Annotated in this window: 16 protein-coding genes; 10 read left to right on the forward strand and 6 right to left on the reverse strand. The window is 61.8% G+C overall.

Features of this window, described 5'->3' with window-relative positions; all coding sequences use genetic code 11:
- Positions 1-48: 48 nt before the first annotated feature.
- Both ABVQ20_RS10060 and ABVQ20_RS10065 read left to right on the forward strand, forming a co-directional pair.
- The gene (locus ABVQ20_RS10060) at positions 49-1308 is read left to right on the forward strand and encodes a multidrug efflux MFS transporter (protein WP_354459347.1); all 1260 of its coding nucleotides are present in this window, start codon (positions 49-51) and stop codon (positions 1306-1308) included.
- A gap of 35 nt (positions 1309-1343) precedes the next feature.
- A complete protein-coding gene (locus tag ABVQ20_RS10065) occupies positions 1344-1718 on the forward strand; it encodes a DUF423 domain-containing protein (RefSeq protein WP_354459348.1) in 375 nt (124 codons plus the stop codon).
- Between the two features lie 48 nt (positions 1719-1766).
- On the opposite strand, the gene ABVQ20_RS10070 is transcribed toward ABVQ20_RS10065, so the two are convergent.
- Entirely contained in the window at positions 1767-1916 is a 150-nt protein-coding gene (locus tag ABVQ20_RS10070; protein WP_354459349.1) for a hypothetical protein, read from the reverse strand.
- A 156-nt stretch (positions 1917-2072) separates the two neighbouring features.
- Here ABVQ20_RS10070 and ABVQ20_RS10075 point away from each other — a divergent pair, with 156 nt between their 5' ends.
- On the forward strand, positions 2073-3149 hold the full coding sequence (locus tag ABVQ20_RS10075) for a LacI family DNA-binding transcriptional regulator (RefSeq protein ID WP_354459350.1): 1077 nt from the start codon (positions 2073-2075) through the stop codon (positions 3147-3149).
- An 82-nt stretch (positions 3150-3231) separates the two neighbouring features.
- On the opposite strand, the gene ABVQ20_RS10080 is transcribed toward ABVQ20_RS10075, so the two are convergent.
- Positions 3232-4407 (reverse strand): OpgC family protein, encoded by a 1176-nt coding sequence (locus ABVQ20_RS10080; protein WP_354459351.1) that lies wholly within the window; start codon positions 4405-4407, stop codon positions 3232-3234.
- A gap of 205 nt (positions 4408-4612) precedes the next feature.
- On the opposite strand from ABVQ20_RS10080, the gene ABVQ20_RS10085 reads away from it, so the two are divergent.
- Positions 4613-5293 carry an alpha/beta hydrolase gene (locus tag ABVQ20_RS10085; protein ID WP_354459352.1) on the forward strand — a complete coding sequence of 227 codons (681 nt, stop codon included), beginning with the start codon at positions 4613-4615 and terminating at the stop codon, positions 5291-5293.
- Positions 5294-5299: 6 nt separating this feature from the next.
- Here ABVQ20_RS10085 and sthA read toward each other — a convergent pair whose 3' ends face one another.
- Positions 5300-6688, reverse strand: a complete 1389-nt coding sequence (gene sthA / locus ABVQ20_RS10090) for a Si-specific NAD(P)(+) transhydrogenase (protein ID WP_354459353.1) — start codon at positions 6686-6688, stop codon at positions 5300-5302.
- A gap of 211 nt (positions 6689-6899) precedes the next feature.
- Here sthA and ABVQ20_RS10095 point away from each other — a divergent pair, with 211 nt between their 5' ends.
- The 3 genes from ABVQ20_RS10095 to ABVQ20_RS10105 all read left to right on the forward strand — a co-directional run bounded on the left by ABVQ20_RS10095 (position 6900) and on the right by ABVQ20_RS10105 (position 9302).
- On the forward strand, positions 6900-7370 hold the full coding sequence (locus ABVQ20_RS10095; protein WP_354459354.1) for an RDD family protein: 471 nt from the start codon (positions 6900-6902) through the stop codon (positions 7368-7370).
- A gap of 140 nt (positions 7371-7510) precedes the next feature.
- Positions 7511-8275: an arginyltransferase gene (locus ABVQ20_RS10100; RefSeq protein ID WP_354459355.1), complete on the forward strand. Its 765-nt coding sequence runs from the start codon at positions 7511-7513 to the stop codon at positions 8273-8275.
- Positions 8276-8405: 130 nt separating this feature from the next.
- A complete protein-coding gene (locus ABVQ20_RS10105; protein WP_354459356.1) occupies positions 8406-9302 on the forward strand; it encodes a DMT family transporter in 897 nt (298 codons plus the stop codon).
- Positions 9303-9344: 42 nt separating this feature from the next.
- Here the strand turns inward: ABVQ20_RS10105 and ABVQ20_RS10110 are convergent, their stop codons facing one another.
- On the reverse strand, positions 9345-10550 hold the full coding sequence (locus ABVQ20_RS10110; protein WP_354459357.1) for an AI-2E family transporter: 1206 nt from the start codon (positions 10548-10550) through the stop codon (positions 9345-9347).
- Between the two features lie 179 nt (positions 10551-10729).
- A complete protein-coding gene (gene parC / locus ABVQ20_RS10115) occupies positions 10730-12982 on the reverse strand; it encodes a DNA topoisomerase IV subunit A (protein ID WP_354459358.1) in 2253 nt (750 codons plus the stop codon).
- 328 nt (positions 12983-13310) lie between these two features.
- Here parC and ABVQ20_RS10120 point away from each other — a divergent pair, with 328 nt between their 5' ends.
- Positions 13311-14501, forward strand: coding sequence for an aq_1923 C-terminal domain (locus tag ABVQ20_RS10120; RefSeq protein ID WP_354459359.1), 1191 nt, complete (start codon positions 13311-13313; stop codon positions 14499-14501).
- A 91-nt stretch (positions 14502-14592) separates the two neighbouring features.
- Here ABVQ20_RS10120 and aspS read toward each other — a convergent pair whose 3' ends face one another.
- Entirely contained in the window at positions 14593-16389 is a 1797-nt protein-coding gene (aspS, locus tag ABVQ20_RS10125; RefSeq protein WP_354459360.1) for an aspartate--tRNA ligase, read from the reverse strand.
- Positions 16390-16652: 263 nt separating this feature from the next.
- On the opposite strand from aspS, the gene ABVQ20_RS10130 reads away from it, so the two are divergent.
- Entirely contained in the window at positions 16653-16997 is a 345-nt protein-coding gene (locus ABVQ20_RS10130; RefSeq protein WP_354459361.1) for a cupin domain-containing protein, read from the forward strand.
- A gap of 106 nt (positions 16998-17103) precedes the next feature.
- Complete coding sequence (locus ABVQ20_RS10135; RefSeq protein WP_354459362.1) at positions 17104-18351, forward strand: MFS transporter; 1248 nt, start codon at positions 17104-17106, stop codon at positions 18349-18351.
- The last annotated feature ends 33 nt before the right edge of the window (positions 18352-18384 follow it).

The following is an 18384-nucleotide window of genomic DNA, read 5'->3' on the forward strand; positions in this document are numbered from 1 at the left end:
ATCCGCGGCAACCTTCGGATCGAAGCTGCCCGGACAGGACAACATCTCATGCCGCAGAACCCCTCTCCCGCTACGGACGGCGTCTATAACATCCATTGGCGGCGCAACCTCTTTGTCTGCGTGGCCGGCTCATTCAGCACGCTGGTTGCGATGACGCTGCTGCTGCCCTTTCTCCCGCTCTATGTCGAGCAGTTGGGGGCCGAGGGGCACGTGGCGATCGTGCAATGGTCGGGCATCGCCTATGGCGCCACATTTTTCGCCGCCGCGCTGGTCGCGCCGTTGTGGGGACGGCTGGGCGATCGCTATGGGCGCAAGGTGATGCTGGTGCGCGCCAGCTTCGGCATGGCCATCTGCATGTCGCTGACCGGAATGGTCGAAACGGTCTGGCAGTTGGTGCTGCTGCGCCTGCTGATCGGCTTTGCCGGTGGCTATTCGTCGGGCTCGACCATTCTGGTCGCCATGCAAACCCCGAAGGATCGTTCCGGCTGGGCGCTTGGCGTGCTGTCGGCGGGCATCACGGCGGGCGCACTGGTCGGCCCCCTGCTTGGCGGCGCCCTGCCGCCATTGATCGGAATCCGCACGACATTCCTTCTGTCGGGCGGCGTCATCTTCCTGGCGTTCCTGGCAACGACGTTTCTCATCAAGGAGAACGCGCGCCCCGCGGCGGCGGCCAAGGCTCCCAAGGAGAAGCCGAAGGGCGGCTGGGCACAGATACCCGACAAGCGCCCGATAGTCGCCATGCTGGCGACCGGCATGCTGTTGAGCTTTGCCACCATGTCGATCGAGCCGATCATCACAGTCTATGTGCAGCAGCTGATCGAAGACCAGAGCCGGGTCACGTTGATCTCCGGCGTCGTCATGTCGGCGGCGGCGCTCGGCGCCATCCTGTCGGCCTCGCGTCTCGGCAAGCTCGCTGACCGTATCGGCCATTGGAACGTCATCATCGGCGCGCTTTCAGTCTCGGCCCTGCTCCTGATCCCGCAAGCCTTCGTCACCAATGGCTGGCAACTCGTCGGGCTGCGCTTCCTGATGGGGCTGGCGCTGGGTGGCCTCCTGCCCTGCATCACCAGCGTGATCAGGCACAATGTCCCGGACGGCGTCGGCGGCAATGTGCTGGGGCTTTCGATATCCGCCCAATATGTCGGACAGGTCGCCGGCCCGCTGCTCGGCGGCTTCGTCGGCGGCCATTTCGGCATGCGGGCGGTGTTTCTGGGAACATCCGTGCTGATGGCCTTTGGCGCCGTGTATAACTGGTTTGTCCAATCGCGCCGCGAACGCAACATGCTATTGGAAGCTGGCAAGTCCTGACGCGCAGCCGTTCGGCACTTCATGGGGACCTTAGAATGGACACTGCCGAACCACCCGCTGGCGACTCCGGCCGTATCCTCGTCTTCGCCGGCGGCCTTTGTGGCGCGGCCGGCGTGGCGCTCTCCGCCGCCGCGGCGCATCTGGGCGGTGCGTTTGTCGCGACGGCCGCGTCGTTCCTGCTCATGCACGCGCCGGTTTTCCTTGCCGTCGGGCTGCTCCGGGAGAACCGGGTGCTTCGCATCGGAAGCTTTGTCCTGTTGGCCGGGCTTCTGCTGTTCTGCGGTGACCTGCTGGCCCGCGACTTTGTTGGCTCAAGGCTGTTCCCGATGTCGGCGCCCATCGGCGGCACCTTGCTCATCGGCGGCTGGCTGGTAATGGCCGCCTCCGCGTTGGTGCGAAAGCCAGTGTAATACCGCGGCCGTGGCTCGCTGGTCGGTCGGTCCCTCGTCCAGGGCCATTCAGCCTTGCCGCCGCTCGGGCCGATCAAGCGGTTCCCGGCTACGCAATGCAGGTTTTGCCAAACGCAGCGGCTCTGGCCTGTCGAATGCGGGCGCGATCCCCCAATAGTTGCGATAGATGTCCTTGAACAGATAGCCGATCGGATGCATTGCTCATCTCCGTTTAGAGCTTGAATCGGTCCAATTTAGAGTGAGACTATCGCCCTTGGATCGATTCAATCGTAAAGCTTCCAGCGCTATCGATCAAGCAAGAATTTGAACCGATCCAACGGGAGTGCTAGATGAGCGTTGGTTCGGGAGAAAAAAATGGCGCCACAGACCGCGAGAAAGACAAGGCCGATCCGGCTGGCCGACATCGCCAGGGCGGCTGGTGTGTCACACGGGACCGCCTCCAACGTGTTCAGCCATCCCGAGATCGTGCGGGAGGAGGTTCGCGAGCGGGTCCGGGCGGCAGCCGAGGCCATGGGTTATGCCGGACCTGACCCCAAGGGACGGCTGCTGCGCGCCGGCAAGGTCAATGCCATCGGCGTGGCGACGGCTGAACCCCTGTCCTATTTCTTCGACGACCCGTTTGCCCGCGCGATGATGGCCGGCATCTCCGAAGGATGCGATGCCACCGGCGCCGGCATAGCGCTGGTGTCGGCCGTCAATGAGGAAAAACTCGCCTGGAATATTCAGAGCGCACTGGTCGACGGGTTCATCCTGTTTTGCATCGAAGGCGGCTCGCGCCTCGTCAGCCTGACACGAGAGCGCAAACTGCCCTTCGTGGCGCTTGAACTCGGCTTCGAGGACGAAGACATCTCGGCGATCGGCGTCGACAATGTCGCCGGCGCGCGCCTCGCGGCACGCCATCTGGCCGAACTCGGGCATCGCCGCTTCGCGGTGCTGGCCCTGCCCTTCGTCGACAACAGCACCGGCCCTGTCTCTCCAGAACAGATTCAGGCCGCCCGCTACACGGCGACACGCGACCGCCTCATCGGCTATTTCGACGCGCTTTCGCCGTTTGGCGTCGATACGTCCAGGGTGCCGATCTACGAAACCGGCAATGACGAACTGACGACAAGGGCAGGACTCGAGTGGGCCTTCGCCGGAGGCGAATCGCCCACCGCCATCCTCGCCATGTCGGACAGGATCGCCATGTTCGCGATCGAATGGCTGCGCGATCGCGGTCTCGCCGTCCCCGGCGATGTCTCCGTTGTCGGCTTCGACGGCGTGCCGGACGCGGCGTTCTGCATCCCCCCGCTCACGACCATCGCCCAACCGATTGCCGAGATCGGCCGCAGGGCAGCGCGGGCGATCCTCGATTTCGACGGGGCGGTACGGCGCGAGACACTGGGCGTGGAGCTTGTCGTCAGGGCCTCCACCGGTCCCGCGAAGGCCTGACCTCTCCCGCTTCCCCGGTTCTAGCTACATGTTTGAGCATGATCTTTTCCGAAAGCCGGATTCCACCTTTCGGGATCATGCTCTAACGGCTTGTCGCCATGGCTCGCACGCCAAAGGCCGGGCCGACAGCACGCGTGGCAGCCCGGGCTGAGCGGGCTTTTCCGGACCAACCGATGCCGGACAGCCATTCGAGATAGAAGGCAAGTGCGAATTGCATGCCGATGCCGCTGGCAAGCAGCAGGCTGTCATAGGCAAACCCGGCGGCACTGATCTGTTTCATCACCTGCGCCACCATGGCGATCACGGTGCCGGCGATGAAAACCGGCAAGGAGTGCTTGCCCAGGATGGCGAGTGGATGGTCAGGCGCGGCGCGGAACAGGTTCGAGAACGCCGGAAGGGCGACGACCAGATAGCTGACCGCCAGGATATGCAGCAGCCGCGGCAGCGACAGAAACGTCTTGTCGAAGCCGGTCAGCACGGGTGGCAGGCCAAACCAGGAGATCTGCCCCCAGAGCGGGCTGTGAACCCAAACCAACGCCGTAACGGTGTAGGCCAAGGCAGTACCAACCAGCCAACGGTTGACCGGAATGGCGCCGCCGCGCCGCACATGCAGCATGCCGGCAATGCCAATGTTGAACAGGAATTGCCACGACAGCGGATTGAGGAACCAGAAACCGGGTTCCGGATAATTCAGCGGAGCGATCTGATAGATGCCAGCGGCCAGCCAGAGGGCAGCCGACGCAGCGAGCGCCGCCCATGGCCACCGGTTGATGAACAGCAGCCAAAACGGCGCCATCAGCAGCAGCACCGAATAGACGGGCAGAATGTTGTTGTAACCGAGCTGATGACCGAGCGTCACGATGCCGACCAGGACTTCCGGCGTGTTCTTGATCAGCGGCTCGATGTTGATGAATGTCAGCAGGTCGGGTCGCTTGGCCAGCACCGACGCGGCGCAGAAGATGGCGATCACCATCATTGTCGCGACGATATGGGCGACATAGAGGACGCCCGCGCGCCGCCAAAGCTTGAGGGTCGCAAGCAACCGGCTGCCCGGCTGGAGTTTCGCGCCATAGGCAAGCGCGACGGAGATGCCGGAGATCAGCACGAAAGCTTCCGCCGCATCCGAGAAACCGAAATTCTTGTAGGTCAGATGCTCATAGGCTGTGCCCGGAACATGATCGACATATATCGTGAGCAGAGCGAGAGCGCGGAACACGTCGATGCGGGTGTCGCGTTCCGGCGAAACAGGGGTGGTCATCGATAGGCCCTCAAAGCTGGTTGTCATTGCCGGGCAATGCGACCCCCGACGCACCGCTTCGATTCCTCCCGCAGGAGCGATATCGGCAAAGAAAACGGACTCAAATGCGCCTGGTTCAATCAACTTTCGCGGAGCACGAAAATATCGCGTTTACAAGCCGGCAAAACAGCCGGAAATGGCGCGAAATCAAAAGGATGTGATCATCATGGACGAACTGCGGGGAGACGGCGAACTGCGGTCCGGACCGGGCTTTTCCTACCGTCTCTTTGGGCCCGACGATGCAAGCGGCGAAACGCTCTTCCTGCTGCATGGATCCGGTGTCGACGAGACGACACTGGTGCCGCTGGGCAGGCAGATCGCACCACGCGCGGTGCTCGTTGCGGTTCGCGGCCGCATCCCCCAGGAAGATGGTTTCCGCTGGTTCACCCGGATCACGCCGACAAGTTTCAAGCAGGAAAGCATCCGAAGCGAGACACATGCGTTTGCGGATTTCGCCACCGAGATCGCAGCACGACACACGCTCGACCTCTCGCGAGCGACATTCCTTGGTTATTCCAATGGCGCCAACCTGGTTTGCAGCCTGATGCTGCTGCATCCAGGCCTCGTCATACAAGCCGTGCTTCTGCGTGCGATGCCGGTGCTGGACGAGGTTCCGCCAACGGACCTGTCGATGGTACGCGTGCTGATCATAGCCGGCGAAACCGACCTGACCTATGCTCCCTTCGCGCCGGCGCTTGCAGCACTGCTTGACCTGCATGGCGCCGAGGTCGAAGCCCGGACCGTCTCTTCCGGCCATGAGTTCGGAACACTGGACGCGGCGATCGTCAGGCAATGGCTGGCGGGATCTACAGAATCTGTCGCAAGGGGAAACAGTGTGCCACGATGAGGGCGTCTAGCCCCGCCCCATCCGATTCCAGGCGTCGAGCCCGGCGATCTTGTAGGCTTCCGCCAGCGTCGGATAGTTGAAGGTGTTGTTGACGAAGAAGTCGACAGTGCCACCGAGATTGATGACGGCCTGGCCAATGTGAATGAGCTCGGTGGCGCCCTCGCCGACAATATGCGCGCCGAGCAGCCTGCGCGTTTCGATCGAGAACAGCAGCTTCAGGAAGCCTGTATCGACGCCCATGATGTGGCCGCGCGAGGTTTCGCGGAAACGCGCGACGCCAACCTCATAGGCGGCTCCGCTCTCGCGTACCTGCTCTTCGGACTGGCCGACCGTTGAGATTTCCGGCACCGCGTAGATGCCGTAGGGAAAGGTTTCCGGTGGTGGAGGCAAGGGTACGCCAAAGGCGTGGCAAGCCGCCACCCTGCCCTGCTCCATCGACGTTGAAGCGAGGCTCGGAAAACCGATGACATCGCCAGCGGCGTAGATATTGGGCGCGCTTGTCTGGAAGGTTTGCGGATCGACCTTGATGCGCCCCCTTGAGTCGGCCTCGATGCCCACCACGTCGAGGCCAAGACTGCCGACATTGCCGGTGCGGCCGGCGGCGTAGAGCACGACCTCCGAACGAATGGTGCGACCATCAGCCAGTTCCACCTCGGCGGTTTCCGGCTTGGATCGGATTTCCTTCACCGCGCTGCCCAGCCGGATCGTCATGCCGCGATCACGCATCTGGTGGATGAAATCGTCGACGATCTCGCGGTCGACGAAATCGAGGATGGAATTGCGCGGTTCGACCAGCGTCACCGGCACGTCGAGCGCGGAAAAGATCGTCGCGTATTCGACGCCGATGACGCCGCCGCCGATCACCGTCAGCGTGCGTGGCAGGCGGGCGAGTTCCAGCATCTCGTCGCTGTCGAAGACACGGGTCTTGTCGAAAGGTACATCGTGCGGCCGATGCGGCCTTGTGCCCACCGCGATCAGCGCGTGCGCAAAGCCGACCTCGCTGTAGTCGCCGGTGTCCGTGGTCAGGCTGACCTTGTTGGGGCCGAGGAATTTTACGGCGGCGCGCGCGCTCTTCACCGTGTTGCGCATGAACTGGTGCTGCAGCACCTCGACCTCGTGGTCGAGGGTCTTGTGCAGGCGCTCGACCAGGTCGCCAACCGAAATGTCCTGCTTGACCCGGTAGCCGCGGCCGTAGAAGCCGCGCTCGCGCCAGCCCGAAAGGTTCAGCACCGTCTCGCGCAGTGTCTTCGAGGGAATTGTGCCGGTATGCACGGAGACGCCGCCTAGGCGCCGACCTCTGTCAACCACCAGGACCGATTTGCCGAGCTTGGCCGACTGCACCGCGGCGCGGCGCCCGGACGGCCCGCTGCCGATGACCAGCATGTCGTAGTCCATGTTACCCCGTCCCCTCGCCTCTGCCCCAAATGCTTTGTTGCGCCGCAGCAAGCTAATGCTATCCGCTGCGCAAATTCAACCGGCCCTCGCTTGGTGCCGTTCCGTGTTTTGATGCGGCGAAAAGGTTCGATCTTGATTCTGCTGCAACCGTTCACCATTTCTCACGACAGCGGCCTGTACCCTATGCCAGGCCTGATAACGAGGAAATGACATGAACGCGCGCGTTCTCGACGGCGAAATCATCACTGGCAAGCTCGACGACACTCGGACCTATGAGGGCGTGCGCACAAGGCGCATCCTGGCCTTCGTGATCGACTATTGCATCGTCGCCCTGCTCACCATTCCGTTCGCGATCCTGGTGTTCTTCCTCGGGATCCTGACGCTCGGCCTTGGCTGGATGCTGTTTTCCGTCCTCGTACCGGCGGTGGCGATCCTCTACATCTGGAACACGCTGGGCAGCACCGATCAGGCCACCACCGGCATGAAGATGATGGGAATCCGCCTCGACCGCCTAGACGGCAGGCCGATCGACGGCATGACCGCTGTCGTGCATTCGGTGCTGTTCTGGGCGGGCAACGTCATCCTGTCGCCGCTGGTCCTTCTGGTGACGCTGTTTTCGGATCGCAAGCGCACGCTGCACGACCTGCTGCTTGGCACCGTGGTCAGCCGCACCGGTCGCTGAAACAGCCCTTCCAACAGCCGCCACAGCCAGTTATCAGCAAATGTGAAGGCGGACAGTCCACCACGCCTTCACAATCCTGTTGAATTTTTCGCCGTCCGCGCCAAAGGTAGGGCGATTCGAAGGAGTGTTTCCAAGGCTCGATGACGCAGCATCCGACCCAGTCGCCGCAGTTCTTCCTGACCGCGCCGTCACCGTGCCCGTATCTTGAGGGCCAGTTCGAGCGCAAGGTGTTCACGCATCTGGTCGGCGACAAGGCGTCGGAGATGAACGATCTGTTGACGCAAGGCGGCTTCAGGCGCTCGCAGAACATCGCCTACAGGCCAGCCTGCGAAACTTGCCGCGCTTGCGTTTCCGTTCGCATCCTTGCGCAGGAATTCTCAGCCAGCCGCAACATGAGACGTGTACTGCAGCACAATGCCGATCTAGTCGGCGCTATGCATGACGCCGAGCCGTCCACCGAGCAGTATTCTCTCTTCCGCGGCTATCTCGATGCTCGTCACCGCCGTGGTGGCATGTCCGACATGACCGTGCTCGACTACGCGATGATGGTCGAGGACACCCATGTCGACACCAAGGTCATCGAATACAGGCGGCGAGGACCCGACACCTTCATTACTGGAAAAGGCCAGGGTGAACTCATCGCGGTCGCCCTCACGGACAAGATGGCCGACGGCCTGTCGATGGTCTACTCCTACTTCAATCCCGAGTTCGAAGAGCGTTCGCTCGGCACTTTCATGATCCTCGACCATATCGCCCGTGCCCGGGCGATGGGACTGCCCCATGTCTATCTCGGCTACTGGGTCAACGGCTCGCGCAAGATGAACTATAAGATGCGCTTCATGCCGCAGGAGCATCTCGGCCCGAAGGGCTGGGAACGCTACGATAGTGAAGCGGTTACGCGCTAATCCGTTTTCTCCAGATCCAACCTTAAACTGTTTCAATGGATAGGCCGCTGGTCTTTGCGCCAATTGGCTGGAGAGTGTGCTATTGCGCCGGCCACCGCCTGCCGGCAGAATTCATTGCGAAAGTTGATGCATGCCTTCCCATGATGCTCACACCAGAGGGCTTTTGCTTACCGCCATCGGCGGGCTAACGCTAACCATCGACATTCCGCTGATCCGGCTCGCGCATGGCGAGGCATGGACGATCCTGTTGTTGCGCACCGGCACCACCTTCGTCGCGGGGCTGATCATGTGGGCTGTTTGGCGTTCGCTCAGCGACAGGGCGCCGCAACTGATTCCCGGCAGGTCCGGGCTCGTCGTCGCCCTGCTTTACGGGCTTGGCTCCATTGCCTTCGTCACGGGCGTTTTCAACACCTCGACCGCCAACCTTGTTTTCATCCTGGCCTTCACCACCATGTTTTCGGCCTTGCTGTCATGGGTGTTCCTCGGCGAAAGGCCGAGACCGCTGACGCTGGGCGCAATGGCGCTCATGCTCGTCGGCATCGTCATCATCGTGGGCGGTTCCGTCGGCTCAGGGCATCTGTTCGGCGACTTCATGGCGCTGTGCGCGTCCTTGATGGTCGCTTCGGCCATCACCATTTCGCGCGCCAGCGGCAAGGACATGGGGTTTACCGCTCTGATCGGTGTCATCCTGCCATTTGTCGTGGCGGTATTCATGGTCTCCAAGGTCGGCTTTCAGGTGGACGCGCCGTGGTGGATCATCTTCAACGGCGCGATCGTCATGCCGATCTCGTTCTTCTGCCTCGCCAACGGCCCGAAATATATTTCCGGACCGGAGGTGGCGATGTTCTACCTGCTTGAAACCGTTCTGGCGCCAGTCTGGGTCTGGTTGATCTTTTCCGAAGCGCCAACGCGCAACAGCCTGATCGGCGGCACGATCCTGATCGTCACGCTGGTCGCCCATTCGCTGTGGCAATTGCATGAAGGACGCAAGCGCCGAGCCGCGCTCGCCGTCATCCACCCCGCTTAAACCGCGGGGCGCTTTAAGCCTTCGAAAGCTTCGGCCCTCGGATCAGGCGTGGGTCTTTTCCTCGGCGACGATTTCGATCTGCGGCGGACCACCGGCAAGCTCGACGGGATCGGCCGGGGCAGGCTCATCGGCCATCTCCACCTCGCGCAGCCATTCACGCCAGATCGCAACCAGCAGCGCCATCAGCACCGGGCCGATGAACAGGCCGAGAAAGCCCATCGTCTTGACGCCGCCGATCAGGCCGAAAAAGGTGGGAAGGAAGGGCAGCTTTATTGGCCCGCCGACCAGCTTCGGCCGCAATGTCTTGTCGACGATGAACAGTTCGACCGTTCCCCAGATGAACAACGCCAGGCCGGCCATCATCGAGCCGCTGGCGGCGAGATAGATAGACACGAGCGTAAACGACAATGGCGCGCCACCAGGGATCAGCGCCATGACGCCGGTCAGGGCGCCGAGCGTCACCGGCGACGGCACGCCGGCCAACCAATAGGCGATGCCCAGAACAAGGCCCTCGCCGATGGCGATCACGGTCATGCCGGTCACCGTCGAGGAGATCGTCGCCGGGACAACACGCGAAATCCGCTCCCACCTTGTCGGCAGGATGCGCTCGCCGAGACGGTCGATCTGCCCGGCGAAATGCTCGCCGTCGCGATAGGCGAAGAACAGCGCGATCATCATGAAAAGCAGGGTCAGGATCAGTCCGAAAGCGCTGCCGCCGGCTGCCAGAACGCCGCGATAGATGCTGCCAATATTGGCGCCACTGACCAACTGGATCAGTTCACCGATGCCACCTGGATGGCCAAGGTTGGTCGTCCATTGGTCGTTCAGCCAGTCGCCGACCGCCGGCATTGTGGCAATCCAGTGGGGCGTCGGCGCACCGTGCCGATTGGTCTCGATGGCCCAGCCAACCCATTCGCGGACTTCATTGATGGCGTAGGTGCCGGCGAGCGCGATCGGCACCACGAGGAAGGTCAGGATGAAAATGATCGCTAGCGTCGCACCTATCGTCCGGTTCCCGCCGACAGCCACGAGCAGCCGCCGATAGAGCGGCCAGCTGGCAAAGGCGATGACGAGGGCGGCCAGCACCGGGAACAGGAAGCCATGGAAGAAATAGACGCCCGCCGCAACGATGAGCACCAGTAGCCAGCGCGCCGCCGAGATCGGCGGAATAACCGCGGACCTGAGTGGCGTAGACAGGCCGAACAGGCGCTGCTGCCGCTCTGGCTTCTGAATTTCATTGTCCTTCAAACGCCACCACTCCCTGCCCAGGCATCACTTGCACCGCTGATAGACGATCATAGTGCAGCAATCGTGACGACAATCCAAACTGGCAATGAAAATGCGGACAAGCGGAATGAAATTAGCCGGGCAATACACACGGTTGCCAGTTCCTTGCCTATCGACGAAGGAACTGGCGCATCCCGCCACTATCCAAATTTACCGGTACGAGGAAATCCTTTCGGCACCATGCGTCCGGCCGAGGCGCGGGCGCCGATCCATTCGGCCAATTCATCCCGCGACTTGGTGAAGGTGCGGTCGGCCGAATCCTGCCAGGAAAGGCCGGTTTCCAGCGTGAAGGCTTTCAGGTCGAGGACACCGCCATCCTTGTATTTCTGCAGGCGAACGCCCTTTCCGCGTCCCATCTCCGGAATCTCGGACAGTGCGAACACCAGCATCTTGCGGTTCTCGCCAACGATGGCGAGGTGATCGCCGGTCAGCGGCATGCAGCGCTTGGCTTCATCGGGCGCCTTGACGTTCATCACCTGCTTGCCCTTGCGGGTGTTGGCGACGACTTCTTCCTCCACGACGATGAAGCCGTTGGCATCGTGAGACACCAGCAGCAGCTTGCGCTTCGGGTCGTGGACGAAGGCGGTGACGATATCCTGGTCATTGTCCATGTCGACGATGATACGGATCGGCTCGCCATGGCCACGCCCGCCCGGCAACCGATCGGCGCCGATCGTGTAGAATTTGCCGCCGGTGGTGAAGACCAGGACCTTGTCGGTGGTCTGGGCGTGGAAGGCGAGCTTGAGGCTGTCACCTTCCTTGAAGGTGAGCGTCGAATAATCGGTCAGGTGCCCCTTCATCGCCCGCAGCCAGCCCTTTTCCGAAACGACCACGGTGACCGGCTCGCGCTCGATCATGGCATGGGCGATGTCGGTCAGGTCATGCTCGGGCGCGTCGGCGAACTGGGTACGGCGCTTGCCGATTTCGGTCTCCGGCCCGTATTTCTCGCGGACATTGGCGACTTCCCACTTGATCGTCGCCCATTGCTTCTCGTTCGAGGCAAGCAGCGCTTCGATCTGCTTCTTCTCGGCGCTCAAGCCGTCGAATTCCGTGCGAATCTCGAATTCCTCGAGCTTGCGCAAGGCCCGCAACCGCATGTTGAGGATGGCTTCGGCCTGGGTGTCGGTGAGCGACCAGCGGGCCATCATGACTTGCTTGGGCTCATCCTCCTCGCGGATGATGCGGATCACCTCGTCGATGTTGAGATAGGCGATCAGATAGCCGGCAAGGATCTCCAGCCGCCTCTCGATCTCGCCGAGGCGATGCTTCGAGCGGCGGACCAGCACGTCACGGCGGTGCTCCAGCCATTCCTTGAGCACGCCTTTCAGCGACAGGACGTTTGGCACCTTGCCGCGCGACAATACGTTCATGTTGAGCGGGAAGCGGCTTTCCAGCTCGGTGAGCTTGAACAGCGATTCCATCAGGATGCCGGGATCGACCGAGCGGCTCTTGGGCACCAGCACGACGCGGATATCCTCCGCGCTTTCGTCCCTGATATCCTCGAGCAATGGCAGTTTGCGCGCCATCAGCAGCTCGGCGATCTTTTCGATCAGCCGTGCCTTCTGGACGCCATAGGGGATTTCTGTGACGACAATATTCCAGGTACCCCTTCCCTGGTCTTCCTGACTCCACTTCGCCCGGACACGAAATCCGCCGCGCCCGCTTTCATAGGCCTCGAGGATTGAAGCGCGGCTATCGACGATGATGCCGCCGGTCGGGAAATCCGGACCCTGCACGAAATCCATCAGCTTCGTCACCGGCGCATCCGGATGATCGATCAGATGCAGGGCGGCGTCGCAAAGCTCGGCTGCATTGTGCGGCGGAATGGAAGTCGCCATACCGACGGCGATGCCGGACGAACCATTGGCAAGCAGGTTCGGGAAGGCGCCGGGCAGCACGACCGGCTCCTCGTCCTCTTCATTGTAGGTCGGGCGGAAGTCGACCGCGTCCTCGGTGATGCCTTCCAGAAGCAACGTCGACACCTCGGTCATGCGTGCTTCGGTGTAACGCATGGCGGCCGCGTTATCGCCGTCGATGTTGCCGAAATTGCCTTGCCCGTCGACCAACGGGTAGCGCATCGAGAAATCCTGCGCCAACCGCACCAGCGCGTCGTAGATCGACTGGTCGCCATGCGGGTGGAACTTACCCATCACCTCGCCGACGATGCGGGCGCATTTGGCGAAGCCCTGCTCGGGATTGAGCCGCAAGAGGCGCATGGCATGCATGATGCGGCGATGGACCGGCTTCAGTCCGTCGCGAACATCGGGCAGAGCCCGATGCATGATGGTCGACAGCGCATAGGCGAGATAACGCTCTTCAAGCGCCTTCTTCAGATCGACCGGTTCGATATGATCGCCGCCGCCATCTTGAGGCGGCAAAAGCCTTTTTCCCATGGGCTGGAACTAACCGAGCGGGTGATTCGCGGCAAGGGGCGCGTGCCCCGCGGATGAATCTACGCTATGCACGCAATCGCGCAGCCAAGCATACCGGCAACATCAACCTGTTACATCGGCCCTCTAAGGCGAAGCACGACGATGTGCAGCAAACCGACTTTCATGACAAATTCACCGATATACGCAAAGACGTTCGGATCGGTTTGCCTTTCGCCGTGAATTTCGACCATTGTTCGGGGATACGCCTTTTTCCCGTCCAGTTCGTCACGGAATGGTGATGGCGCGCCGAATTGAAAAACAATTTCAGGACACTCTCAGGGAACCCGCGATGACAATCAAACGCTCAACTCTCCAAAAACTCGCTTTCTCGACCTTCTTGCTGACGCTTCCTCTCAACGCGGCCCTCGCGCAGGATGCGGCGGTTGCCGACCGATTGAAGGCAGTTCTCGCGGCTCAAGGCGTCGACATCTCCTGGACTGGCGTCACCGGCGATGATTCCAGCATGGTGCTGCAAGGCGTGGCCATCAAGCCGGCGGCCGAAAAGGAAGCGCTCGCCATCGGCGACGTGAAGCTCGAAGGCGTGACCGCCGCAAACGGCGGCTATGATATCGCAACCGTGTCGACGGCTGCGTTCTCGCACAGCAAGGACGGCGTCACTCTCACGACCACCCCGTTCGTGATCCATGACATGACGGTTCCCGCGGAGAACGCTACCGGTCCGTTGGGTTCACTGATGATGTACAAGTCCGCGGAACTGGCGAACTTGACCGTCAAGAAGGATGACAAGACAGCGTTTTCGATGGACGGGCTTGCCATCACCATCACGCCGCCAGCGGACGGCAAGGCGATGGAGTTTTCCGGCACCACCGAAAAATACCATGCCGACCTCACCCTGGTCGATGATCCGAAGTCCAAGGAAGTCATCGACGCGCTCGGCTACCAGAACATAACGGGCAATTTTGAAATCGCCGGCACCTGGCAGCCCACCGACGGCAAGATGGAGCTGTCGAAGTACGATGTCTCCGTCGACAATGCCGGCACGCTCGGCATGACCTTCGACCTCGGCGGCTACACGATGGACTTCATCAAGTCGCTGCAAGCTGTGCAGAAGCAGATGGCTGCGCAGCCCGAAGGCGCCGACAAGTCGGCACAGGGCATGGCGATGCTCGGCCTGCTGCAGCAGCTTTCGCTCAACAGCGCGTCGATCCGCTTCGACGACGATTCGCTGACCAACAAGGTTCTGGAGTATGTGGGCAAGCAGCAAGGCATGTCGGCCAAGGACATCGCCAACCAGGCCAAGGCGATCGTACCGTTCGGCATGTCGCAGCTCAACAACCCGGAACTGACTGCGCAGGTGACGACGGCCGTCGGCAAATTCCTCGACGAACCGAAGAGCCTCGAAATCTCCGCCGAGCCGCCGGCAGCAGTGCCGTTCGCATTGATCATGGCCGGCGCCATGTCCAACCCGCTCGACCTGCCGAAGACACTCGGCGTTACGGTCAAGGCGAACGAGGACTGAGCTTACAGCTTCAGCCAAACAAAAGCCCGGCATCGCTGCCGGGCTTTTGTTTGAGTCTTTCTGAATCGAAAGAATCGGTTCGGCGTATTTCCTAAGCTTCTTTCTTCGCCACGGCGACGCGCAGCGACAATTCGCGAAGCTGCTGCGGGGTCGCTTCCGATGGCGCGTTCATCAGCAGGTCGTAAGCCTGCTGGTTCATCGGGAACATGGTGATTTCGCGCAGGTTCTTGGCGCCAACCAGAAGCATGACGACACGATCGACACCGGCCGCCATGCCGCCATGCGGCGGCGCGCCATACTGGAAGGCGCGGTAGAGGCCGCCGAAACGCTCCTCGACTGTAGCGCGATCCAGCCCGACGGTTTCAAAGGCCTTGACCATGGTTTCCGGCAGATGGTTGCGGATGCCGCCCGACGCGATTTCGAAGCCGTTGCAGACCATGTCGTACTGGAATGCCTTGATGCCGAGCAGGTCCTCGCCATTCAGCGCGTCGATGCCGCCCTGCGGCATCGAGAACGGATTGTGGGCGAAGTCGATCTTCTTCTCGTCCTCGTTCCATTCGAAGAACGGGAAGTCGACAATCCAGCACAGCTCGAAACGATCGCGATCGACGAGGTTCAACTCCTCGCCGGCGCGCGTGCGCGCCGCACCCGCGAACGACACGAACTTCTTCGGATCGCCCGCCACGAAGAAGGCAGCATCCCCATCGGCAAGGTCAAGCTGCTGGCGAATGGCCTCGGTGCGTTCTTCGCCGATGTTCTTGGCGAGCGGACCGGCACCTTCGATCTTCTCGCCTTCCTTGCGCCAGAAGATGTAACCAAGGCCCGGCTGGCCTTCGCTCTGCGCCCATGAATTCATGCGATCGCAAAAAGCGCGCGAACCGCCGGTCTTGGCGGGAATGCCCCACACTTCGGCCTTCGGGTCGTTGGCCAGGATGTTGGCGAAAACCTTGAAGCCTGAATCGCGGAAATGGTCGGAAACGGCCTGCATCTCGATCGGGTTGCGCAGGTCTGGCTTGTCGGAGCCGTATTTGCGCATGGCGACGTCATAGGCGATGCGCTGGAATTTCTGCGTGACCGGCTTGCCGTTGGCGAATGTTTCGAACACGCCGCGCATGACCGGTTCCATCGTCGACAGCACGTCGTCCTGCTCGACGAAGCTCATCTCCAGGTCGAGCTGATAGAATTCGCCCGGTAGACGGTCGGCGCGCGGGTCCTCGTCGCGGAAACACGGCGCGATCTGGAAGTAACGGTCGAAGCCCGACACCATGATGAGCTGCTTGTACTGCTGCGGCGCCTGCGGCAGGGCGTAGAAGGTGCCGGGATGGATGCGCGACGGCACCAGGAAGTCGCGCGCGCCTTCCGGCGACGAGGCGGTCAGGATCGGCGTCGAGAACTCGGTGAAGCCGACATCGCCCATGCGCTTGCGCATCTCGGCGATGATCTTCGTGCGCGCCACGATGTTCTTGTGCAGCGTCTCGCGGCGCAGATCGAGGAAGCGGTATTTGAGGCGGATGTCCTCTGGATAGTCCGGCTCGCCGAACACCGGCAGCGGCAGCTCCTTGGCGGCGGAAAGCACCTCGATCTCGCGTGCGAAAATCTCGATCTCGCCGGTCGGCAGATTGGCATTCGTGGTGTCGGGCAAGCGCGCCTTGACTTCGCCATCGACGCGGATGACCCACTCGCCGCGCACGGTTTCGGCGATCTTGAAGGCCGGCGAATCCGGATCGGCGACGATCTGGGTCAGACCATAATGATCGCGCAAGTCGATGAAGAGCAGGCCGCCATGGTCGCGGACGCGATGGACCCAACCCGACAAGCGAACACTCGAGCCGACGTCGGATTTCCTCAACTGGGCGCAGGTGTGGCTGCGGTAACGGTGCATTGTCATTGATAAAGTCCGGGATTCTGGGTTGCAGGCCGAAGCATGACAGCCAGGCCCGAAATTCGGGCGAAAAGCGCATGAGAGACGGGGTTTGTCAAGGTAAGCGGGCCGTAGGCGGCGTCTCTGGCCGGCTCGGCAGTGTGCAAACGCATCCAAGGCAGCCGTGAACGCGCGCGCGGCAAACGCTGACGGCCCCGGCCAGGAAGGTTAGCGTATATCCTGCCCGTCGCGCCGAATGGCCGAACCATCGATCCTGATTGGAGAACGCAATGGTGGAAGACGTCAAGAACCTCACGGTCGAGAGCGGGAGCACGCTTTCCTACCGAAACCATCCTCTGTGCGACGTGAACGATCACGTGGCGCGGATGAGCGTGATGACCGAGGCATTTTATTGGCACCTGCATCCCGATTCTGACGAGGTTTTCATAGGCATCGAAGGCAGGCTGGCGATAGACCTTGAGCATGGAACAGTCGAACTGGGGCCGAACGACCTATACTGCGTGAAGAAGGGCGTGGCCCACCGCACGCGTCCGCTTACGGCAAGGTCGGTGAACCTGACGTTGGAGCGCGCGATCATGGAGACCATACGGGTTGAACCGCCGACGCTTGGATGACTTGCGCTTAATCGAGCTGCGGTGACGTCTGCTTTGCCGGGAATTTGCCGCTGGCATTGACGCAACCGATGGTTCAAGAAGGTTCAACGTCCAAGCGATTGCCTTCATGTCCTCCATCCGACCCTTGATTCCGCTTCTGATCGCCGCCGGCATCCTTCTGGGCGGCAATGGCCTGCAGAGCACGCTGATCGCGCTGCGCGGTGCGCAGGAGGGATTTTCCGCCTCATCCATCGGCCTGATGGGCACCTTTTATTTCGCCGGCTTCCTGCTGGGTTGCCTGGCGGTGACCCGCATCATGAAGGCCGTCGGCCATGTACGCGCCTTCGCGGCATTGGCGGCGATCGCCTCGGCGGGAACGCTGCTGCTGATCCTGGTCGTCGATCCCGTGATGTGGTGCGCGGTACGCTTCGCCGGCGGGTTCTGCTTCGCCGCCCTGTTCACCATCATCGAAAGCTGGCTCAATTCCGGCGTCGCCAACAAGGATCGGGCGCGCGTGCTGGCCATCTACCGGATGGTCGACACCGGCTCGGTGACATCAGCCCAGTTCCTGATCCCTGTATTCGGTACCGGCGGCTTTGCCATTTTCGCCATCATGTCGATGATGATCACGCTGTCGCTGGTGCCGGTATCGCTCGGCGACCGCTCCAATCCGACGCCGCCGGAAGACGTCAAGCTTGACCTGGCACGCGTCTGGCGGATTTCTCCGCTTGGCTGTTTCGGCTGCGTTGCCGTCGGCGTCACCAACAGCGCATTTCGTACGCTGTCGCCCGTCTATGCCGAACAGATCGGCCTGTCGGTCGCCGACGTCGTCACCTTCGTCAGCGTCGGCATCTTCGGTGGCGCCATCATCCAGTATCCGCTGGGGTATCTCTCTGACCGCTGGGACCGGCGCTACGTGCTGCTGATCACCACAAGCTGCGCGTTGCTCGCGGCGCTGGCGCTCGCGTTCATCGCGGGAAGCAATCCATTCCTCAACTTCGTGATCGTCTTCACCTTCGGCTGCTTCGCCATGCCGCTCTACTCGCTGTCGGCGGCACACTCCAACGACCGTGCCGACAAGGGCGAGTTCGTGCTGATCAACGCGGCGCTCATGCTGTTTTACTCTTTCGGCGCGATTGGCGGGCCGTTCGCGGCCTCGACCGCGATGCAGTATTTCGGGCCAAGCGCGCTGTTCGTGTTCAGCGCCATTGTCTATGCGATCTTCATCGCCGTGATACTCTATCGGATGCGGGCGCGCTCTGGCGTGCCGGCAGGCCACCGCAGCCGTTTCACGGCGCTTTTGCGCACCTCAACGGTTTTTGCCCGCCTCGCCCGGCGCAATGGCGATTCCGATGGTCCAACAGAGCATAGATGACTGCACTGCGGCTTGACGAAAGCACGCGCGGCT

Origin of the sequence: Mesorhizobium shangrilense, from assembly GCF_040537815.1 — a bacterium.
Lineage (GTDB): Bacteria > Pseudomonadota > Alphaproteobacteria > Rhizobiales > Rhizobiaceae > Mesorhizobium > Mesorhizobium shangrilense.